The organism is Sphingomonas sp. PP-CE-1A-559 (assembly GCF_004340965.1).
In the GTDB taxonomy this organism is placed as follows: domain Bacteria; phylum Pseudomonadota; class Alphaproteobacteria; order Sphingomonadales; family Sphingomonadaceae; genus Sphingomonas.
Genome location: NZ_SLYA01000004.1, coordinates 260,644 through 278,344 on the forward strand (window position 1 = coordinate 260,644; position 17,701 = coordinate 278,344).

The window sequence follows — 17,701 nt, forward strand, 5'->3', positions numbered from 1 at the left end:
GGAGGCTACAGTCTTTGATGACGCACCGCAACAAGGTCCGAGGCCCTTACCCTTGTTCCTTTCCGTGCTGCGCAACGAGACTGCAGCATCGCCGGAACGCATGGCCCGCGCGCTAGCGGGATTGCGCGCCTATCAGGGCGCACCGCGAGAGGAACACCCTGTTCCGCGGCCTGCGATCCATCGCGCCGGCCGGGTCGCGTTGCGCGATTATGGCGGCGAAGGACGTCCCGTCGTGTTCGTCCCATCGTTGATAAACCCGCCCGATATCCTTGATCATTCGCCCGAGTCTTCGCTGGTGCAATGGGCCGCCCAGCAAGGATTCCACGTTTGGCTGGTCGACTGGGGATCACCCGGCGACGCGGACCGCGACCTCGATCTGGCGGCGCATGTCGAGCGGTTGCTCGTCCCGCTGCTCCAGGCACTCCCCGAGCCGCCGGTACTCGTCGGCTATTGCCTCGGCGGTACGCTCGCACTGGGCGCCGCTGCGATCACGTCCACCGCCGGTGTCGCAACGATCGCCGCCCCCTGGCACTTCGAAGGCTACGGCGAGGGCCGGCCCACGCTCGCCGCGACTTGGGCTGCGGTCCAGCCCGCCGCCGCGATGCTCGGCCTCCTCCCGATGGAAGTGCTCCAAGCCGGCTTTTGGCAACTCGACCCGGCACGCACCATCGCCAAATACGAAGCCTTCGCCGACCTCGCCCCAGACAGCGACGCGGCGCGCGCGTTCGTCCGACTCGAGGACTGGGCCAACGCCGGCGCGCCCCTACCCTACGCCGCCGCCGCCTCTCTGTTCGAGGACTGCATCGCCAACGACCTCCCCGGCAAAGGCGGCTGGGTCATCGCCGGCACCCCCGTCGATCCGCTGGCGCTCACCTGCCCCACGGTCGAGTTCGTCTCGCTCAGCGACCGCATCGTCCCCGCCGCCACCGCGATCGGCCTCGCCGACCGCCGTGACCTCGGCGCAGGCCATGTCGGCATGATCGTCGGCCGCTCCGCGCGCTCGCGCCTCTGGGAACCGCTCGCCAACTGGATCGCCGCGCTCGGCTGACCTACATGGGGTCCAACCATAGAGGATCCCGACATGACCGACCTGAACCCCCATGACGTCGTCATCACCGCCGCCAAGCGCAGCCCCGTCGGCAGCTTCCTCGGCGCGTTCGCGAGCGTACCCGCGCACGAACTCGGCCGCATCGCGATCGAAGCAGCGCTCGAACAGGCTGGCGTGGCTGGCGAAGACGTCTCCGAAGTGATCCTCGGCCAAGTCCTCACCGCGGCCCAAGGCCAGAACCCCGCCCGCCAGGCCTCGATGGCCGCAGGTGTTCCCAAGGAAATCCCCGCCTGGGGCGTCAACCAGGTTTGCGGCTCCGGCCTTCGCGCGGTCGCACTCGCGGCACAGGCGATCCAGACCGGCGACGCGACCATCGTCGTTGCGGGCGGCCAAGAATCGATGTCGCTCTCCGCGCACGCGCAATCGATCCGCGGCGGGCAGAAGATGGGCAATCTCAGCCTCGTCGACACGATGGTCAGCGACGGCCTGACCGATGTCTTCAACGGCTATCATATGGGCATCACCGCCGAGAACCTCGCCGAGCAGTACCAGATCACGCGCGGCGAGCAGGACGCCTTCTCGGTCGCCTCGCAGAACAAGGCCGAGGCCGCGCGCGGCTCAGGGAGGTTCAAGGACGAGATCGCCCCCGTCACGATCAAGGGCCGCAAGGGCGACACCGTGGTCGCCGACGACGAATACATCCGCGCCGGCGCGACGATCGAGAGCGTCTCCGGTGTGAAGCCCGCGTTCAAGAAGGACGGCACGGTAACGGCGGCTAACGCCAGCGGCCTAAACGATGGCGCCGCCGCCCTCGTCATGATGCGCCGCGACGAAGCCGAACGCCGCGGCTCGACCATCCTCGCGACGATCAAGAGCTGGGCCTCGGCCGGCGTCGACCCGTCGATCATGGGTATCGGCCCAGTCCCCGCCACCCGGCGCGCGCTCGAGAAGGCCGGCTGGACACTAGCCGACCTAGACCTGATCGAGGCGAACGAGGCGTTTGCCGCGCAAGCGCTATCGGTCGGCAAGGAACTCGGCTGGGACGTGACCAAGGTCAACGTCAACGGCGGAGCCATCGCGATCGGCCACCCGATTGGTGCCAGCGGCGCCCGAGTCCTGACGACGCTGATCTACGAGATGCAGAAGCGCGATTCGAAGAAGGGACTCGCCACGCTTTGTATCGGCGGCGGCATGGGGATCGCCATGTGTATCGAGCGGTAAGACCCCAAAATCCCGTAACTTTGTATCGATAGCGCCAACGCATGTGACAAAATGTGACGATTTTGTCACATCCGGTTGCAAACGTACAGGCGAGCTCATCTCAACCTGAACCCAGGCTTGCCAGTTCGCCGCGATGCGGGCTGTATGTTGCTCATAACGGCAAAAGTGCCGGAAAATGGGGGACATTAATTGTCTAGAGCACGTGATTTTCTATCTGCGACGATCCTTGCGGCCGGAGCTGTCATCCTGCCGTCCACGGCATCCGCGCAGGTCGCACCCGCGACGGCCGGAGGAGTGCCCGACGGCGCTAATTCTCAGGCTTGCACGCCAACCCCGGGGTCGCCTTGCCCGGACGGCACGACGCTGGAGAGCGCAGACGGCCAAGAAGCCAAAAATGGTGAAATCACCGTTACGGGCTCACGCATTCGTCGCCCTAACCTGGACTCGGCCGTCCCGATCACCTCGATCGCTGGCGACGTCTTCTTCCAGCGCGGCAACACCAACGTGGGTGACACGCTGAACGATCTGCCGCAGCTGCGCAGCACGTTCTCGCAGCAGAATCCCGGCTCGGGCATCGGCATCGCCGGTCTCAGCCTGCTCGATCTTCGTGGACTCGGCACGTCGCGTACACTGGTGTTGGTCAATGGCCGTCGTCACGTTCCAGCCGATATCCTTAACAACGCGGTTTCGCCCGACGTCAGTTCAATTCCGAACGACCTGATCGAGCGGGTCGACATCGTTACCGGTGCTCAATCGTCGGTCTACGGCTCTGACGCGATCGCCGGTGTCGTCAACTTCGTGCTGCGCGACAGCTACGACGGCGCGCAGATCCGCGGCCAGGCTGGCGTTTCCGAAAAGGGCTTCGGCGGCAATCAGTACGTGTCGGCGATGGTCGGCAAGAACTTCGCCGATGGCCGTGGCAATTTGACGCTGCACGGTGAATACTCGCATCAGGAGCGTGTTTTCGGATCGGACATTCCCTCGTTCCGCCGCGTTGACGGACTTGGCATCGTCGATGTTGATCCTGCAGGCCTGCCCAACGGCAGCGACGGTTTCCCAGATCGTATCTTCCTCCGCGACATCCGTAGCGCCGCCATTAACCGCTATGGTCTGGTCCCGATCACGCAGCTGTCGACCAACCCCGGTTGCGGTACGGGGATCGGCTCCACCAACGGGGCGCCCGGCACAACGGGTGGCACGGCGTATAACTGCACCTACGTCTTCTCGCAGGACGGACGCCTCACGCCCCAGACCGGCACCCGTTACGGCCAAGGTATCATCGGCGGCATTCTCGGCGGCAACGGCCAGACCGGTCGAGAAGGTCAACTTTTGTCGGTGCTGCCGTACCAGCAGCGGTTGAACTTCAACCTCCTTGGCCACTTCAAGGTCAGCGATGCATTCGTGCCCTTTATCGAAGCCAAGTGGAATCGTGTCGATGCGGTCGGATCCAACGCTGGACCGTCGTTCATCCAGGGGACTTTTAGCCAGTTGGATCTGCGCGAGCGCGTTCGCCTCGACAACCCGTTCCTCAATCCGGCTGACCGCGCAACGCTTGCCAATGCAATCCTAGCGTCAGGCTGCAACACCAGCCTGACGGCCGCCTGCTCGCCGACGGGAAGCCGCTCGACGTTCGGCGGTCAAGGTATCGGCGGCCCTCTGAACGCAGCGGATCGCGCGGCAATCGCAGCTGGAACCTATCGCTTCGTGGACTCGCGTGTCCTTGCCGACTCCGGAATTCGCGACGAGAAGTTCCGTCGTGACACCTACCGGATCGTCGGTGGCGTACGCGGCAACTTCAACGACGACTGGAACTACGAAATCTCGGGCAACTACGGCAAGTTCAAGGAAGACACGACGACGTTCGGCTATCTCGACAAGCAGCGCTTCCTGCTGTCGCTTGATGCGGGCCGTAACCCGGCAAACGGCCAGATCCAGTGCCGTGCCCAGTTCGATGCGGCTTCCGCGGTACCGTTCGCCGGCAGCGACGCGCGTCTCGCCAGCGACATCGCGGCCTGCGTTCCCTACAATCCGTTCGGTGGCGCGGATAACACAGCGGCGGCAAACTATTTCCGCTACAACGCCCGACACAAGGCCAGCCTATCGCAGCTTGACATCCAGGGCTTCGTCGGCGGCGATCTGAGCCAGCTGTTCGAATTGCCAGGTGGTCCGATCGGCTTCTCGCTCGGTGGCGAATATCGCAAGGAGCGCGCACGCTACCAGAACGATCCATTCGTCGAGAGCGGCGCAACGAATGCGGTCATCATCGGGGAGTTCGACCCGCCTGCGTTCGAGGTGAAGGAAGCGTTCGGCGAAATCCGCATTCCGCTGTTGAAGAACATGCCGTTCTTCCATGAGCTGACGTTCAACGGTGCAGGGCGCGTGTCCGACTACAAGGGCTCCGTCGGCACGGTCTATACGTACAACTTTGGCGGAGAATGGGCTCCGATCCCCGACATCCGCTTCCGTGCGAACTACGGCAAGTCGGTTCGTGCACCGAACGTGTCGGAAACCGGCTTCCCGGCAGTGCCCAACTTCGCACCGGGCTTCCTCGATCCTTGCGCGTCGGGCAACATCGCCAACAACCCCAATCGTGCGGGCAACTGCCTCGCCGACCTCGGTGCCGGCTTGCTCGCAGGACTGCCCAACGTCTCGTATTCGCTGAACATCATCAGCGGCAGCAATCCGAACCTGGATGCAGAGACCTCTAAGTCGCTCACTCTGGGTGGCGTGTTCACACCGCGTGCCGTGCCCGGCCTGTCGCTGAGCGTCGATTATTATGACATCAAGGTGAACAACGTCATCGTCTCGCTGACGGCGCAGACGATCGCCAACAACTGCTACGATCAGGCTACGACCAGCAACATTTTCTGCTCGCTCTTCACGCGCTTCCGTGGGCCAGGCACCGGATCGTTCGGTGAACAGCCGGGTCAGATTCTCGGCAACTCGCTAGTGTCGGCAGGCGTGAACTTTGCCAAGCGCGTCCGTCGCGGCATCGACGTCAACGTCGGCTACCGTGCGGAAATTGCCAATGACGTCCGGATCAACTCAAGTGTGATCTATGTCCACGGCCTTGAAAGCAGCAACTTCGAGAACCCGGCAATCCCGTCATTCGAGAACAGGTTGCTCGGCGAACTAGGCGATCCGGTCGACGAAGTCCGCTTCGACACCGACCTTAGCGTAGGTGCGGTCAGCTTCGGTTATCGGCTCCGCTATATTGGGCCGATGTGGGTGAACGCGTACGAAGACTTTAACGCACTGCAATCGGCATGCACGCCTGCCGGTTGTCCACCAGTCAACGCGGATTACTCGGATATCCGCAAGTACCCGAACGTCTTCTACAACGACGTACGGTTCACCTGGAACCTGTCGAACCAGGGCGGTGCCGGCGATGACTTCCAGTTCTACTTCGGTGTCGACAACGTGCTCAACAAACTGCCACCGCTCGGCAGCTCCGGCACCGGTGCCGGCAGCTCGATCTACGACATCCGTGGGCGGAACTTCTATGCGGGCGTCCGCGCACGCTTCTGATCTGGTTCCAAACGAACTTGACGTGCGATACTGCGGGGTCGGTGGTTTCCACCGGCCCCCTTTTTTTCGATGGGTGACGAATGATCCACGATCCCGTTGCGCAAGCCGATCGCCTGCTCGCCGCAGGCCGCGTTCGCGACGCCGTGATGCTGATCGAGCAGGCTGGCCATTCGGGCAACGTCGATGCGGTGTTCCGGCATGCGACGTGGAAGCTCGCGGGTACTCCCGTCCCACGCGATTTGCCGGGCGCGCGCGCGCTGCTTCGACAGGCGACGTCGCTGGGCAATCCAGATGCGGCGCTCGTCGAGATCGCACTGACTGCGAACGGCAGTGGTGCCCCGGCGGATTGGGCCGGGGCCCGCGCTTTGCTCGACGCGGCGGCGGGAACCGACCGGGTCGCCGCCGACCAGCTGACCCTTCTTGATGCAATGACGCTGACCAAAGACGGCGCGCCGATCGATCCACCGGACGCGCAAAGGATCGGCGAGAACCCCGGCGTTCGGCATATCGCTCAGCTATTTACGCACGAGGAGTGCCTCCATATCGCCCAGTGCGCGGCCGATATGCTGCAACCCGCGACGGTCGCCGATCCGCGGACCGGGCGTAACGTCGCCAACCCGGTCCGCACGTCCGATGGCGCCGTCATCGGCCCGACCCGCGAGACGCTGGTCGTCCAGGCGCTGAACCGACGCCTCGCGGCCGTCACCGGGACAGACTGGCGGCAAGGCGAAGCGCTGTCGGTATTGCGCTACCGAGCCGGGCAGCAGTTCCGACCGCATGTCGATGCATTGCCGGGCACAAGCAACCAGCGCATACGGACTGTCCTGGTCTATCTGAACGAAGGCTTTGCTGGCGGCGCGACCTATTTCGTGAACAACGCGCTCAGGGTGACGCCGCGCACCGGCGATGCGATCATCTTCGACAATGTTCGCGCGGATGGCTCGATCGATCCGGCGACGCAACATGCAGGGGAACCGGTCACCGCCGGGGTCAAGTGGCTTGCAACACGCTGGATTCGCGCGCGACCGTTCAGTGTCTGGACCGGCCCCGAAAACGCGGCATGATCGCTCAATTCCACATCCGCACGAACCGGCCGCCCAGCCCTGTCAGCAACTCGTACTGGCTCATGCCTGACGCCGCCGCCGCCGCAGGAAGTCGATAGTCGAACGACACCCAGTCCCCCTCGATCTCGTCCCCCGCCAAGGCGATCGCCACCAGATCCATCGAAACGCGCCCCAGAACCGGCAGATCGTTCCCCGCAACAGACGACGCTGTCCCGATATTGGAAAAACCCCGCCAATAGCCGTCCGCATAGCCGAGGTTGACGATTCCCACCTCGGTATCGACAGGCGCATACCACTGCGCATTGTAACCGACGCTCCCGCCCCTCGGAACGCGACGCCGTTGTAGTATCTGCGCTTCGGGCCTGACCACTTGTCGGATCAGATCGTCCAGTTCGGGCAGGGGGATGCCGCCATACAGAGCAAGACCGGGCCGTGTCAGGTCGAACGCATATCGCTCGCCAAGCGCGACGCCCCCCGAGTTCGCCAAGCTCATGCGTTTAGCCGTCGTCCTACCGACCAACGCCGCGAAACGGTCGCGCTGTTCCGCGTTCATCGGCGAGTCCTCGTCGGCGCAGGCCAGATGACTCATCAGCGTTTCGATCTGGAGGCCGTCGAGCAGGCCGCTTGCAATATCGTCCACCGACACCCCGAGGCGGTTGATGCCGGTGTCGACCATGACGTCGCACGCGCCGCCGCCGGCCGCTTTCCAGCGCGCAACTTGGGTCGGGGTGTTGAGGACCGGGCGGGCGAAGCCGGCGGCTGCGGCGGGCATGTCTTCTTCGCGGACGCCGTGGAGGACGGAGACGGTCAGGCCCAGCGGCGCGAGTTCGGCGGCTTCCTGCCAGTTCGAGACGAAGAAGTCGCGGCAACCTGCGCCCGCCAACCGCCGCGCAACTTCGATCGCACCGAGACCGTAGCCGTTCGCCTTCACCGCGGCGCCGCACGCTGCGGTGCCGCTCATGCGGTCGAGCGTGCGCCAGTTCTGGACGAGAGCGTCGCCGTCTAGGCGCAGGCGGAGGGGGGCATGAATATCGATCACCCGGCGTGGGATAGTGCCGCGGGCGCGGCGCGTCGACCGTCTATGCCGCCTCGATGCGTCCGACCGGCACGAGCAGGCAGCCGTTGCCGTCGTCCAACCCGGCCACCCGGACTCCGAATACATCGCCGAGCGTTTCCGCGGTCATCACCTGGGCCACGGGACCGAACGCGACGACGCGGCCATCGGCGAGCAGCAGCGCGTCGTCGGCCGCGCGCTGTGCCTGGACGAGGTCATGGAGGACGATCGCCACCCCTGCCCCGCCGAGCGCATAGCCTCGCAGGCGGGCGAGCAGGTCGATCTGGTGCGACGGGTCGAGGCTCGCGAGCGGTTCGTCGGCGAGCAGCCAGCGCGGCTCGCCCGCCAGCACGCGCGCAAGCAGGACGCGCGCGCGCTCGCCGCCGGAGAGTTCGCCGACCGGGCGATCGGCGAGGTGCGTGGTCTCGGTGTCGTGCATCGCGCGGTCGACGGCGTCGCGGTCTTCGGGCGACGGGGCAGCATGGGCGCCGAGGTGCGGAAGGCGGCCGAGCGCGACGACATCGCGCGCAACGATGTTCCAGTGGACCGTTGCGTCCTGCGGGAGATAGCCGATCGCGCGTGCGCGGGCGCGCGGATCCATACTGGCGACGTCCTGCGCATCGAGGCGGACGCTGCCGGTGCTGCGGTCGACGAGCGCGGCAGCCGCCTTGACAACCGTGCTCTTGCCGGCGCCGTTGGGGCCGAGGATCGCGGTGACTCGGCCGGGGCGGAGATGCGCGGAGACGTCGTGGAGGACGGTACGTTTGCCGAGCTTCACGCGCAGTGTGTCGATAATCAGATCCATGCGCGGCCCCGTTCCTTGACCAGCAATCCGAGGAAGAACGGCGCGCCGATCATCGCCATCGCGACGCCGAGCCGTACTTCGCCAGCGCCGGGTGCGAGGCGGACGAGGCTGTCGGCAGCGAGCACGAGCGCCGCTCCACCGAGTGCGGAGGGGAGTAGCAAGGCGCTCGGGCGGTGGCCGAAGATCGGCCGCAGGAGGTGCGGTACGACCAGCCCGACGAAGCCGATCACGCCGGTCACCGCGACGCCTGCGCCAACCACTAGGCCGGTGCCGAGCACCACCAGCAACCGGACGCGACCCATCCGTATGCCTAGCGAGCGCGCCGCAGTCTCGCCGAGCGACAGCGCGTCGAGACTGCGGCCGGTGAGCATCAGCAGCACGGCGCCGACGACCATCGGCGGGAGCGCGAGCGTCACGTCGTCCCAGCCGCGATCGGTCAACGCGCCCATGATCCAGTCGATCACCTCGGCGACCGCATAGGGGTTCGGCGCGATCGAGATCAGGAACGCAGTCAGCGCGCCGGCAAGGCTCGAGAGCACCGTGCCCGCGAGGATGAAGGTGATCGCGCTCGGCGACCGCCACGTCAGCGTGGCCAGCAGCGCGACCGCACCGACGGCGCCAAGCATCGCTGCGACGAAAATCGCGGGGCTCGAGCCGAGCCCGAACACGATCGCCGCTACTGCCGCGAGCGCTGCGACCGACGACACGCCAACGACTGCCGGGTCGGCGAGCGGGTTGCGGAGATAGCCCTGCAGCACCGCACCCGACAGCCCGAGCGTGGCGCCGAGCGCTAGCCCAAGCACCGCACGTGGCAGACGTAGCTCGAGAATGATCCACCAGCGCGGGTCGGTCGAGAACCAGGCAGAGGCCGGCACCCAGACCTTGCCGCAGCCGAGCGACAGGCCGAATAGGAGAATCACAAGCAGGACGAGCACGATAACTTTGAGCGTGCGGGTCATCAAAACGCCTCCTCGCCCATGCCGACCACCGCCACCACCCCGGCGGAGGCCGGGGCCCAATTGGGGGACGGTCGTGACGGCGCGCGGCACTCCGTTACTTCCGCCATTCCAATTGGCCCCCGGCCGCCGCCGGGGTGGTTCTGGTATAGTCGCCGCATCACAGCCCCGCCCGAATGGCGGCGAGGCGTTCGAGCGCCGGTGGAATGGTCGGGCCGCCGCAATTGATCAGGACGCGCGGGAAGACGGCTTGCGGCGTGTTCGGCAGCAGGCGGCGGCGCAGTGTCGTGCCACGGCTGGCGCGTTCAGGGGCGATCACGACGGCAGGTGGCTGTGTCACGATCGTCTCGGCGGACAGCGTGCCGGTATGCGTCAGGCCATAGGTCGCGGCGGCGTTGCGGAAGCCGACGCGCGTCATCATGTCGTTCAGCAACGTGCTCCCCCCGGTCGCGAGATCGCCGCTGATATAGAGCAACGCGCTCGGCGCAGCGTTGTCCTTGCGGCTCCAGCGCTTTAATGCGCGGTCGATCTCGGCGTTGATCCGTACGCCGCCCATCGGCGCTCCGGCAGCTTCTGCGATCTGCGTGACCTGCGCCTGGCTCTCGGCGATCGTGTCGGGGATGCCGACGAGCAGCGTCTTCAGTCCGGCGCGCGCGTAGGCCGCCTGAGTCGCGGGCGGCGTGTAGGTGCTGGCGATGACCAGATCGGGGTGGAGCGCGATCACTTCCTCTGCGGTCCCGGCGATCCCGCGGAATCGCCGCGCGACGGCGAGCGGGATCGAGGTCGCGGAGGGGTCTTGCGAATAATGGCTGATCGCGGCGATCCTTGCGGGTGGAAGGATGCGGACGAGCACAGAATCCACGCACGGATTGGTGGAGACGATCCCCCCGCCTCCGCGCGCAGCAACACCCGGGGGCTTGGCGCAGCCCCCGAGCAGGAGCGCGAGGAGAATCGCCGCACGCCTCACTTCAGGCGCAACCGCACGCCGCCATAGGCCGCGCGGCCGTAATTGCCGTAGCCTGCAATCGTTTCGTACCGCGAGTCGGTCAGGTTATCGACGCGGCCATAGACCGCGAACCGCTCATCGATCGGCAGCTCCGCACGGACGCCGGCCAGCGCATAGCCGTCGAGGCGCGTAGTGTTGGCGGCGTCGTCGAAGCTGCCGCCGACCATCGTCACGGTACCGCCGACGGACAGTCCGAATGCGAACCGGTAATCGGCGTCGACGCTTGCGGTGTGCTTGGGACGGCGCGCGAGGTCGTTGCCGAAATTGTTTCCGATCGAGCGGTTCTCGGTGTCAATATAGCTGTAATTCGCCGTCAGTGTCAGCGCGTCGACCGGGCGCAGTGCGAGCGTGAATTCGACGCCATCCGCTTCGGCCCGCGCGACGTTGTCGTAGACGCCGAACGGGCGGTTGGCGCAGATCGAATTGGGGGTCTCCAACTCGGTCGGGCTGCAATCGCGGAAGTCGATCTGGTTGCGCGTGCGGCGGCTGAAATAGGTGACGCCGACCCGGGCACGATTACCGAGAAACGCCTGTTCGACGCCGATATCGAAGTTGCGTGCGGTCTCTGGAGCGAGGAAGCCGTTCCCGTATTCGGAGAAGAGCTGGTACAAGGTCGGCGCCTTGAAGCCCTCGCCATAGCTCGCGCGGACGGTGGTTCCGGTCCGCAACGCCAGCGCGGCGTTCGCGCCGAACGTCGTGTGGCTGCCAAAATCGTCGTGGTCGTCGTTACGGACGCCGCCGGTTACCGTGAGGACGTTGAGCGGCTTGACGATCAGCTGGCCGTAGACGCTGGTGATGCCGGTATGCGCGAAGGTGCTGCCGTCGTTGAAGCGGCTGTTCTCGCGCTCGACGCCTGCGACGACGCGTACTTGGTCGAGCGGACGGAAGTCGCCCTGATACTCGTAGCGTTCGCTGCGACCACGGCCGAGAAACGTTACGTCCCCGCCGGGCTGCGCGTAATTGTCGCGGTTGATGTCGGCGATCGTGAACGCCACGCGGTTGTTGAACCGACCATCGGCGAGGTTCGCATGGAGGCCCGCATAGCCGTACAGCTCCTGCGTGGTGCCGTAGGCAAGGCTGTCCGCGACCACGAACGTTTTCGGGTCGAAACCGTCGTCGATGTCGACCTTGCTGTCCGCGAAATAGCCGCGCAGGTCGAGGCCAATGCCCGGCGCGAACTCGACGCCGACCCGCCCGGTCGCGCCGTACTGGCGATAGCCGTCGCGCTCGGTGCCGCTGGCTGCGGACGAGATGCCGTCGGTGCGCAGATAGCCGCCGGTCAGCGATCCGGACACCGGCCCCGACTTGCCCGACACGCCCGCGCTCGCGAACACGCTGTCCGCATAGCCATATTCGGCGTTGGCGCGCGCTTGCACGCCTTCGGTCGGCGCGGCGGTGATGATGTTGACGACGCCGCCGATCGCCTGACTGCCCCATGGCACCGAGTTCGGGCCGCGCAACACCTCGATCCGCTCGACCGAGCTCGACAGCAAATTGCCGAAGTTGAAGCCGCCGCCGGTCGACGACGGATCGTTGACGCGCACACCGTCGATCACGACGAGCGTCTGGTCTGCCTCGGCGCCGCGGATGCGAACGCTGGTCAGCGCGCCGACCGTGCCGTTGCGCGTGACCGTCACGCCCGGCGTGGTTGCGAGCAGGTCGGAGACGATTGTGGTCTGGCGGCGCTCGATCTCGGCGCGGTCGATGACGGTGACGGCTTGGCCGATCTCGCTCAGCGGTTGCGCAGCGCGAGTCGCGGTGACCACGATTTCGGGGGCGTCGGCGTCGGGAATGTCCTGCGCATAGGCGGGCGATGCGATCGCCGCGGCACTCAGGAGAAGGAAGAATTTCGTCATCGGCTGCGTCCTAACCAGAACCGCCGGCGACCATTCGCCGGGCGGCCAGACGTCTCTCGCTCGAGGAAACCCGGCTGGACCGGAGCACTCGTCCGCGCCGGACACCCGCCTGCGCAGTGGATCGACCGTGACAGGCAGGTCTCCTGGCTTCCGGGTCGCCGCGCCCACCCCACCTTCCCAGGTCGAGACCCAGTGGCATATCGGGGTGGCCGCTAGCCGGTCACAGTTGCGGGTACAGCGCCGGTCTTGCGGACATATCCGCGCACCGACTTCCCTTTTGATCCCGTCGCCGGGAACCCTTCACGTAGGCGACATTAGTCGCGCGCCAGACACGGGTCAACGCGGCGCCTATTCATCCTCCCCGCCGGACGGAGTGGCGCTGAGTCAGCAGGCTCATGGTCCATCCCACCACCCCGGCGAAGGCCGGGGCCCAATTGGGAGACGTCGATAACGGAGCGCGGTGGCTCGTTATTGCCACCTTTCTAATTGGGCCCCGGCCTTCGCCGGGGTGGTGGCTTTAATGAATGGCAGTGCTCGCCCAAAATGTTCTCCCGCGAAGGCGGGAGGCCAGTCTAGTCCCCGCCTTCGCGGGGAAACATGCTGTCTTCGTTTCCCTGGCAGGGAGGATATCACCGCCCCCCGTAGCGCAGCCCGACCCAGATCGTCCGTGGCGTCGCGCGCTCGACGATGTTCGCACCGCTGATCCCCGCCTCGACGCGCTCGTCGAACAGATTCTCCCCGCGCACCTCCGCAACCAGCGAGCGCATGATCGGCAGCGCCGCATACCCGTCCAGCGTCGTCGCCGGATCGAGCACCCGCGTATTCTGGTCGTCGTCATACTGCCGCCCGATATGCCGCACCGTCAGCGACACCGCCGCCGCATCGCGCCGCCAGTCGAACGTCCCCGACACTTGGTCGCGCGGCGTCTGCGCCGGTCGCAAACCGTCCAGCGCTGCGGTGATCCCCGATCCCTCGACCTTCGAGTTCGTGTGCGACCAAGATGCCTGCACACCGAAAGGCCCCGGCCGATACGATGCATCCAGCTCGAACCCATGCGCGCGGATCGCGTCGAGGTTCTGGCGAACGCGGTAGGTGGCGACACCCGGCAACACCTGCGGCGGATTGGTCGTCGTGACGTTGGCGATCGCGTCCTTGAGCCGGTTGTAGAAATAGGTCGCGGCGATGCTCACCCCCGGCGCAGGCGTCAGCGTCACCCCACCCTCGACCCCCGTCAGCCGCTCCGGCGACAACAGCGCGTTCGCCGCGGTCGCATCGTTGCCGACGCGGAATGGCCGATACAGCTCGTTGAGCGTCGGCAGTCGCCACCCGCGATACCAGGCCGCCCGCAGCGTGATCGCCTCGACGGGTTGATACGCGACACCCGCCCGCCCCGTCGTCTCGCTGCCGTCGCGGTCCGCATACCGGAGATTGGTCAACGCAGCGCCGCCAGCCAGCGGCCGTTCGGATAGATAGCCGCCATCGATCGACCACCAATCGACCCGCCCGCCGAGACTGAACGTAAAGTCGCCCGCGACCAGGCTGCCGTCCGCGAACACGCCGGTCGTCGTCGTGCTCCCGCCGACCTCGCGCCGCCGCGTCGGCACGGTGTTGATGAACGTATAAAGCTCCTGAGTCTTCCCGCTGACATCGCGAACGTCCGCCCCCAGCCGCAGCGTGATTCTCTCGCCCAGCGGCGGCGCGATCTCGATCCGTCCGCCGAGCCCAGTGGCGGGCGTATTATACTGGTTCAGCGACTGGATCGCGGTCGTCCGCGCGGCATTGATGCTGTTGAAGCTGCTCGCGAACGCGCGCGTCTGCAGATACGCCAGCGCCGAATACCCCCAGCGCCCGCGCCCGACCAGCCGGACGCTCGCATCCGCGCCTTCGCTCTTGTTGTCGGTAAAGTCGCTCCCCCGGTCGCGCCGATCGGTGAACGCGCTCGCATTCATCTGCAATTCGGTCTTCGCATCGATCCCGACGACGGTCCGCAGCGCGCCCGACGCCTGCTCGTACGGCGCCGGGCGATCGACGATCCCCCGGCTCTCCTCGACGCTCGGGGTGAAGCCATCGCCGCGGGCGTAAGCTCCGGACAAGGTCGCAAACCCCGACCCGCGCACCAGTGCAGCCGACCCCTGAGCATCGACCGAATCCCGGCTGCCATACGCGACACTGCCTTGGAAAGGCACAGCCTGTTCCGGCGTGGCGCTATCCAACTCGACCGTCCCGGCCAGCGCGCCCGGCCCCTGATACCCGCTCCCGCCGCCACGCGTCACGCGGATGCGCCCGAGCCGCCCCGTCGCATAGGCCGGAAACGCGACCCATCCACCGAACGGATCCGCCTGCGGCACGCCGTCGAAGATCAGCAGCGCGCGACTGGAGGCATTGCCGCCGATCCCGCGCAACGAAATCCCCTGGCTGGTCGGATTGGCACTGCGCGAATCCGACCGGCGAAACTGCTGGAGCCCCGCGACATCGGACAACACGCTCTCAAGACGATTGCTCGCATTCGCTTGGATCCGGTCGCGGTCGATCGTGACAATGTCGTACGCACGGTCGCCGGGCGCATCGGCAAGCCCGCGCCCGGTGACGACGATGTCAGCCGACTGGTCGGCAGGCGCAACGGTCGTCTGCGCGACCGCGCTCCCGGAAGAAATTAGCGCTAAGGCGAGCGTAGAGAGCGAGATACGGATCATCGCCGCCGCATGGCAGCTTTTCCGCCCGCCCGGAATACGCCTCCGACGTCAGGCCCGACTTCAAACGGCGCCGAGCTTCGCCGCGTTGCGCGCAATCGCCGCCGCGCCGCCAAGAACCACCGCATCCTCGACGAACCCCGTCGGCGTCTGGCCGTACTGCGACATCGCGGCCATCCGCGCACGCCAGCCGGGATAGGACGCGGCCACCGCCGTCAGTCCGCCGACCGCGGCACCGATCCACCGCTGCCGCCGCGGGACGAGCGAAGCCCCCGCGATCGCCGACGTGACGAACCGCGCGGCCAGCCCGATCGCAACGATCCGGTCGGGCGCGGTCTTCTGCTTGTCTCCCGCCATCTCGCCGATCGCGAGCGCCAGCGCACCCGCCGCGACGACGGGGTGTGACAGCAGCTTCGGCGCACCATTGTCGGCGGGCAGTTCGTCACGAGCGGCGGCGATGGCGACCGCAGCGAGCGGCGTCATCGCGCGCTGGCCACCGACGAGGCCCATCAGGAAGGATGCGAGCATGATGTTCTCCGGAAAAGCAGGTTCGAACGCATCAACGCGCGCGAGACCAGCCAGGGTCCGCCCTTGAAGCCCACCGCCGATCCCTTTGATTCAGCAAGGAAACCGGTACGCATGTCGGTCGTTCATCGCGGTATCTCCCCAAAGCTTCAGGACACAGATCGATGAGATTCGATGGTAAGATCATAGTGATCACCGGCGCCGCCTCCGGCATCGGCGAAGGCGCCGTGCGTCGTTTCGCCGCGGAGGGCGCGACGCTGGTACTCGGCGACAAGGACGCGGACGGCCTCGCGAAGGTCGCCGCCAGCCTCGACGGCACGACCGTCGAAACGCTCGAAACCGACGTGTCCGACATGGCCGCCTGCGAGGCGCTGGTTGCGCACGCGATCGACAAGTTCGGCCGCATCGACGTGCTGGTCAACGATGCCGGCGTCGACCATCTCGGCAAGCTCGACGAGGGCGACCTCTCCGAATTCACCAAGGTCATCGAAACCGACCTCTACGGCGTCGTCCACATGAGCCGCGCCGCGATCGCCACATTGCGCGCGAACAAGGGCTGCATCGTCAACGTCTCGTCCGTATCGGGCCTCGGCGGCGACTGGAACCACAGCTTCTACTGCGCGGCCAAGGGCGCGGTGACCAACTTCACCCGTGCGCTCGCGATGGACGAGGCGAAGCACGGGGTCCGCGTCAACGCGGTCAACCCGTCGCTGACCTACACCGCGCTGACAGCCGGCATGAAGGACCAGCCCGACCTGATCGCGAAATTCGAGGAGCGCATCCCGATGGCACGCGGCGCACAGCCCGAAGACATCGCCGGCGCGATCGCGTTTTTGGCTAGCGCCGACGCGCACTATATAACCGGGGTCAACCTGCCGGTCGACGGCGGCCTGTCCGCCTCGAACGGCCAACCGGCGCTCTCCTGAGCGCGAGAGGATCACCATGACCGACTACAAGAAGACCGACGAGGCGATCGCCAAGCTCACCCCCGAGCAGTTCCACGTCACGCAGCAGAGCGGCACCGAGCGGCCCGGCACCGGCGAATATCTCAACACGCGCGAGCCTGGTCTGTACGTCGACATCGTCTCGGGCGAGCCGCTGTTCGCGTCCGCCGACAAGTTCGATTCGCATTGCGGTTGGCCGAGCTTCACCAAGCCGATCACGCCCGAGCACGTCGCCGAACTCCACGATCGCAGCCACGGCATGGTCCGTACCGAGATCCGTTCGGCGGGGGCCGACAGCCATCTCGGCCACGTGTTCGAGGATGGCCCGCAGGACAAGGGCGGCCTGCGCTACTGCATCAACTCGGCGTCGCTGCGGTTCGTCCCGCGCGCCGAGATGGAAGCCAACGGGTATGCCGCCTACCTGCCGCAGGTCGACGCGGCAGGCTGACGGTGACGCGTGACGGTGTGCCACACACGCACACCGTCACGTCTTACTGATACTCGATTTCAGCGCCGGGTCGCGAGCTTCGCACCCAGCGCCGTGACCAACCCGAACACCGCATGGTTCACGCTGTGCATGCCGATCGTCTTCGCATCGGCCTGCCACTCCGGCGGCTTCACACCGAGCAACGGCCCCGTGATCCAGTGCATCGCCGCATAGAACGCCGCGCCGAACACCATGCCCGAGCCGATGACCGACGCCTCCTCGTCGACGGTCGCGGCATAGACCGCCCCCGCCGCCGCAGACAGCAACAGGTGACCGCCCTGCGTGACCGCCTGCTCACGCGACGACGGCAGGGCATCCGCGGCCGGCGGGTCGATGCCCAGTTTCTCCGCCGTCTTGCGTTCGAGCGTGACGATCTCGGACGGTTCGCCGCTCTTGCGCTCGCCCGCCATCAGCAGCGCAGTAATGCCCAGCCCGGCCACCAGGCCACCTGCGACCGCGCCGGCCATCCGTCGTGGATCCATCGTCGTGCTCCTGAAGTTCTGCCGTCCCCAACGCG

General features: G+C 66.4%; 14 protein-coding genes and 1 riboswitch. Of the genes, 6 read left to right on the plus strand and 8 right to left on the minus strand.

The features are described from left to right. The first annotated feature begins 52 nt into the window (after positions 1 to 52). The 4 genes from C8J42_RS14685 to C8J42_RS14700 all read left to right on the plus strand — a co-directional run bounded on the left by C8J42_RS14685 (position 53) and on the right by C8J42_RS14700 (position 6,861). Entirely contained in the window at positions 53 to 1,048 is a 996-nt protein-coding gene (locus C8J42_RS14685) for an alpha/beta fold hydrolase (protein ID WP_243644456.1), read from the plus strand. A gap of 33 nt (positions 1,049 to 1,081) precedes the next feature. After that, a complete protein-coding gene (locus C8J42_RS14690) occupies positions 1,082 to 2,269 on the plus strand; it encodes an acetyl-CoA C-acetyltransferase (RefSeq protein ID WP_133020640.1) in 1,188 nt (395 codons plus the stop codon). A gap of 189 nt (positions 2,270 to 2,458) precedes the next feature. Beyond that, positions 2,459 to 5,797 carry a TonB-dependent receptor gene (locus C8J42_RS14695; protein ID WP_133020641.1) on the plus strand — a complete coding sequence of 1,113 codons (3,339 nt, stop codon included), beginning with the start codon at positions 2,459 to 2,461 and terminating at the stop codon, positions 5,795 to 5,797. Positions 5,798 to 5,877: 80 nt separating this feature from the next. Then, complete coding sequence (locus C8J42_RS14700) at positions 5,878 to 6,861, plus strand: 2OG-Fe(II) oxygenase (RefSeq protein ID WP_133020642.1); 984 nt, start codon at positions 5,878 to 5,880, stop codon at positions 6,859 to 6,861. A 4-nt stretch (positions 6,862 to 6,865) separates the two neighbouring features. Here the strand turns inward: C8J42_RS14700 and C8J42_RS14705 are convergent, their stop codons facing one another. The 7 genes from C8J42_RS14705 to C8J42_RS14735 form a co-directional block, all read right to left on the minus strand. After that, positions 6,866 to 7,891 (minus strand): alanine racemase, encoded by a 1,026-nt coding sequence (locus C8J42_RS14705; RefSeq protein ID WP_243644480.1) that lies wholly within the window; start codon positions 7,889 to 7,891, stop codon positions 6,866 to 6,868. Positions 7,892 to 7,940: 49 nt separating this feature from the next. After that, positions 7,941 to 8,720: an ABC transporter ATP-binding protein gene (locus C8J42_RS14710; RefSeq protein ID WP_056065208.1), complete on the minus strand. Its 780-nt coding sequence runs from the start codon at positions 8,718 to 8,720 to the stop codon at positions 7,941 to 7,943. Continuing rightward, entirely contained in the window at positions 8,711 to 9,679 is a 969-nt protein-coding gene (locus tag C8J42_RS14715) for an iron ABC transporter permease (RefSeq protein WP_133020644.1), read from the minus strand. The genes C8J42_RS14710 and C8J42_RS14715 overlap by 10 nt, the downstream gene beginning before the upstream one ends. Before the next feature lie 157 nt (positions 9,680 to 9,836). Beyond that, the gene (locus C8J42_RS14720; protein ID WP_133020645.1) at positions 9,837 to 10,643 is read right to left on the minus strand and encodes an ABC transporter substrate-binding protein; all 807 of its coding nucleotides are present in this window, start codon (positions 10,641 to 10,643) and stop codon (positions 9,837 to 9,839) included. Next, positions 10,640 to 12,538, minus strand: coding sequence for a TonB-dependent receptor (locus C8J42_RS14725; protein WP_133020646.1), 1,899 nt, complete (start codon positions 12,536 to 12,538; stop codon positions 10,640 to 10,642). The genes C8J42_RS14720 and C8J42_RS14725 overlap by 4 nt, the downstream gene beginning before the upstream one ends. 115 nt (positions 12,539 to 12,653) lie before the next feature. Continuing rightward, positions 12,654 to 12,854: riboswitch (cobalamin riboswitch) on the minus strand. 313 nt (positions 12,855 to 13,167) lie between these two features. Further along, positions 13,168 to 15,231, minus strand: coding sequence for a TonB-dependent receptor (locus C8J42_RS14730; protein ID WP_133020647.1), 2,064 nt, complete (start codon positions 15,229 to 15,231; stop codon positions 13,168 to 13,170). 60 nt (positions 15,232 to 15,291) lie between these two features. Beyond that, a complete protein-coding gene (locus tag C8J42_RS14735) occupies positions 15,292 to 15,756 on the minus strand; it encodes a DUF4126 family protein (protein WP_133020648.1) in 465 nt (154 codons plus the stop codon). Between the two features lie 161 nt (positions 15,757 to 15,917). On the opposite strand from C8J42_RS14735, the gene C8J42_RS14740 reads away from it, so the two are divergent. Both C8J42_RS14740 and msrB read left to right on the plus strand, forming a co-directional pair. Further along, entirely contained in the window at positions 15,918 to 16,679 is a 762-nt protein-coding gene (locus C8J42_RS14740) for an SDR family oxidoreductase (RefSeq protein WP_133020649.1), read from the plus strand. 16 nt (positions 16,680 to 16,695) lie between these two features. Next, positions 16,696 to 17,145, plus strand: coding sequence for a peptide-methionine (R)-S-oxide reductase MsrB (gene msrB / locus C8J42_RS14745; protein ID WP_107961427.1), 450 nt, complete (start codon positions 16,696 to 16,698; stop codon positions 17,143 to 17,145). Between the two features lie 59 nt (positions 17,146 to 17,204). On the opposite strand, the gene C8J42_RS14750 is transcribed toward msrB, so the two are convergent. Beyond that, positions 17,205 to 17,666 carry a hypothetical protein gene (locus tag C8J42_RS14750; protein WP_133020650.1) on the minus strand — a complete coding sequence of 154 codons (462 nt, stop codon included), beginning with the start codon at positions 17,664 to 17,666 and terminating at the stop codon, positions 17,205 to 17,207. Positions 17,667 to 17,701 lie beyond the last annotated feature (35 nt).

Bases quoted from the DNA above. Each gene is read 5' to 3' on its own strand.
- C8J42_RS14735 (WP_133020648.1), bottom strand. From the start codon at position 15,756: ATGCTCGCATCCTTCCTGATGGGCCTCGTCGGTGGCCAGCGCGCGATG.
- C8J42_RS14700 (WP_133020642.1), top strand. From the start codon at position 5,878: ATGATCCACGATCCCGTTGCGCAAGCCGATCGCCTGCTCGCCGCAGGC.
- msrB (WP_107961427.1), top strand. From the start codon at position 16,696: ATGACCGACTACAAGAAGACCGACGAGGCGATCGCCAAGCTCACCCCC.
- C8J42_RS14715 (WP_133020644.1), bottom strand. From the start codon at position 9,679: ATGACCCGCACGCTCAAAGTTATCGTGCTCGTCCTGCTTGTGATTCTC.
- C8J42_RS14750 (WP_133020650.1), bottom strand. From the start codon at position 17,666: ATGGATCCACGACGGATGGCCGGCGCGGTCGCAGGTGGCCTGGTGGCC.
- C8J42_RS14740 (WP_133020649.1), top strand. From the start codon at position 15,918: ATGAGATTCGATGGTAAGATCATAGTGATCACCGGCGCCGCCTCCGGC.
- C8J42_RS14690 (WP_133020640.1), top strand. From the start codon at position 1,082: ATGACCGACCTGAACCCCCATGACGTCGTCATCACCGCCGCCAAGCGC.
- C8J42_RS14710 (WP_056065208.1), bottom strand. From the start codon at position 8,720: ATGGATCTGATTATCGACACACTGCGCGTGAAGCTCGGCAAACGTACC.
- C8J42_RS14730 (WP_133020647.1), bottom strand. From the start codon at position 15,231: ATGATCCGTATCTCGCTCTCTACGCTCGCCTTAGCGCTAATTTCTTCC.
- C8J42_RS14725 (WP_133020646.1), bottom strand. From the start codon at position 12,538: ATGACGAAATTCTTCCTTCTCCTGAGTGCCGCGGCGATCGCATCGCCC.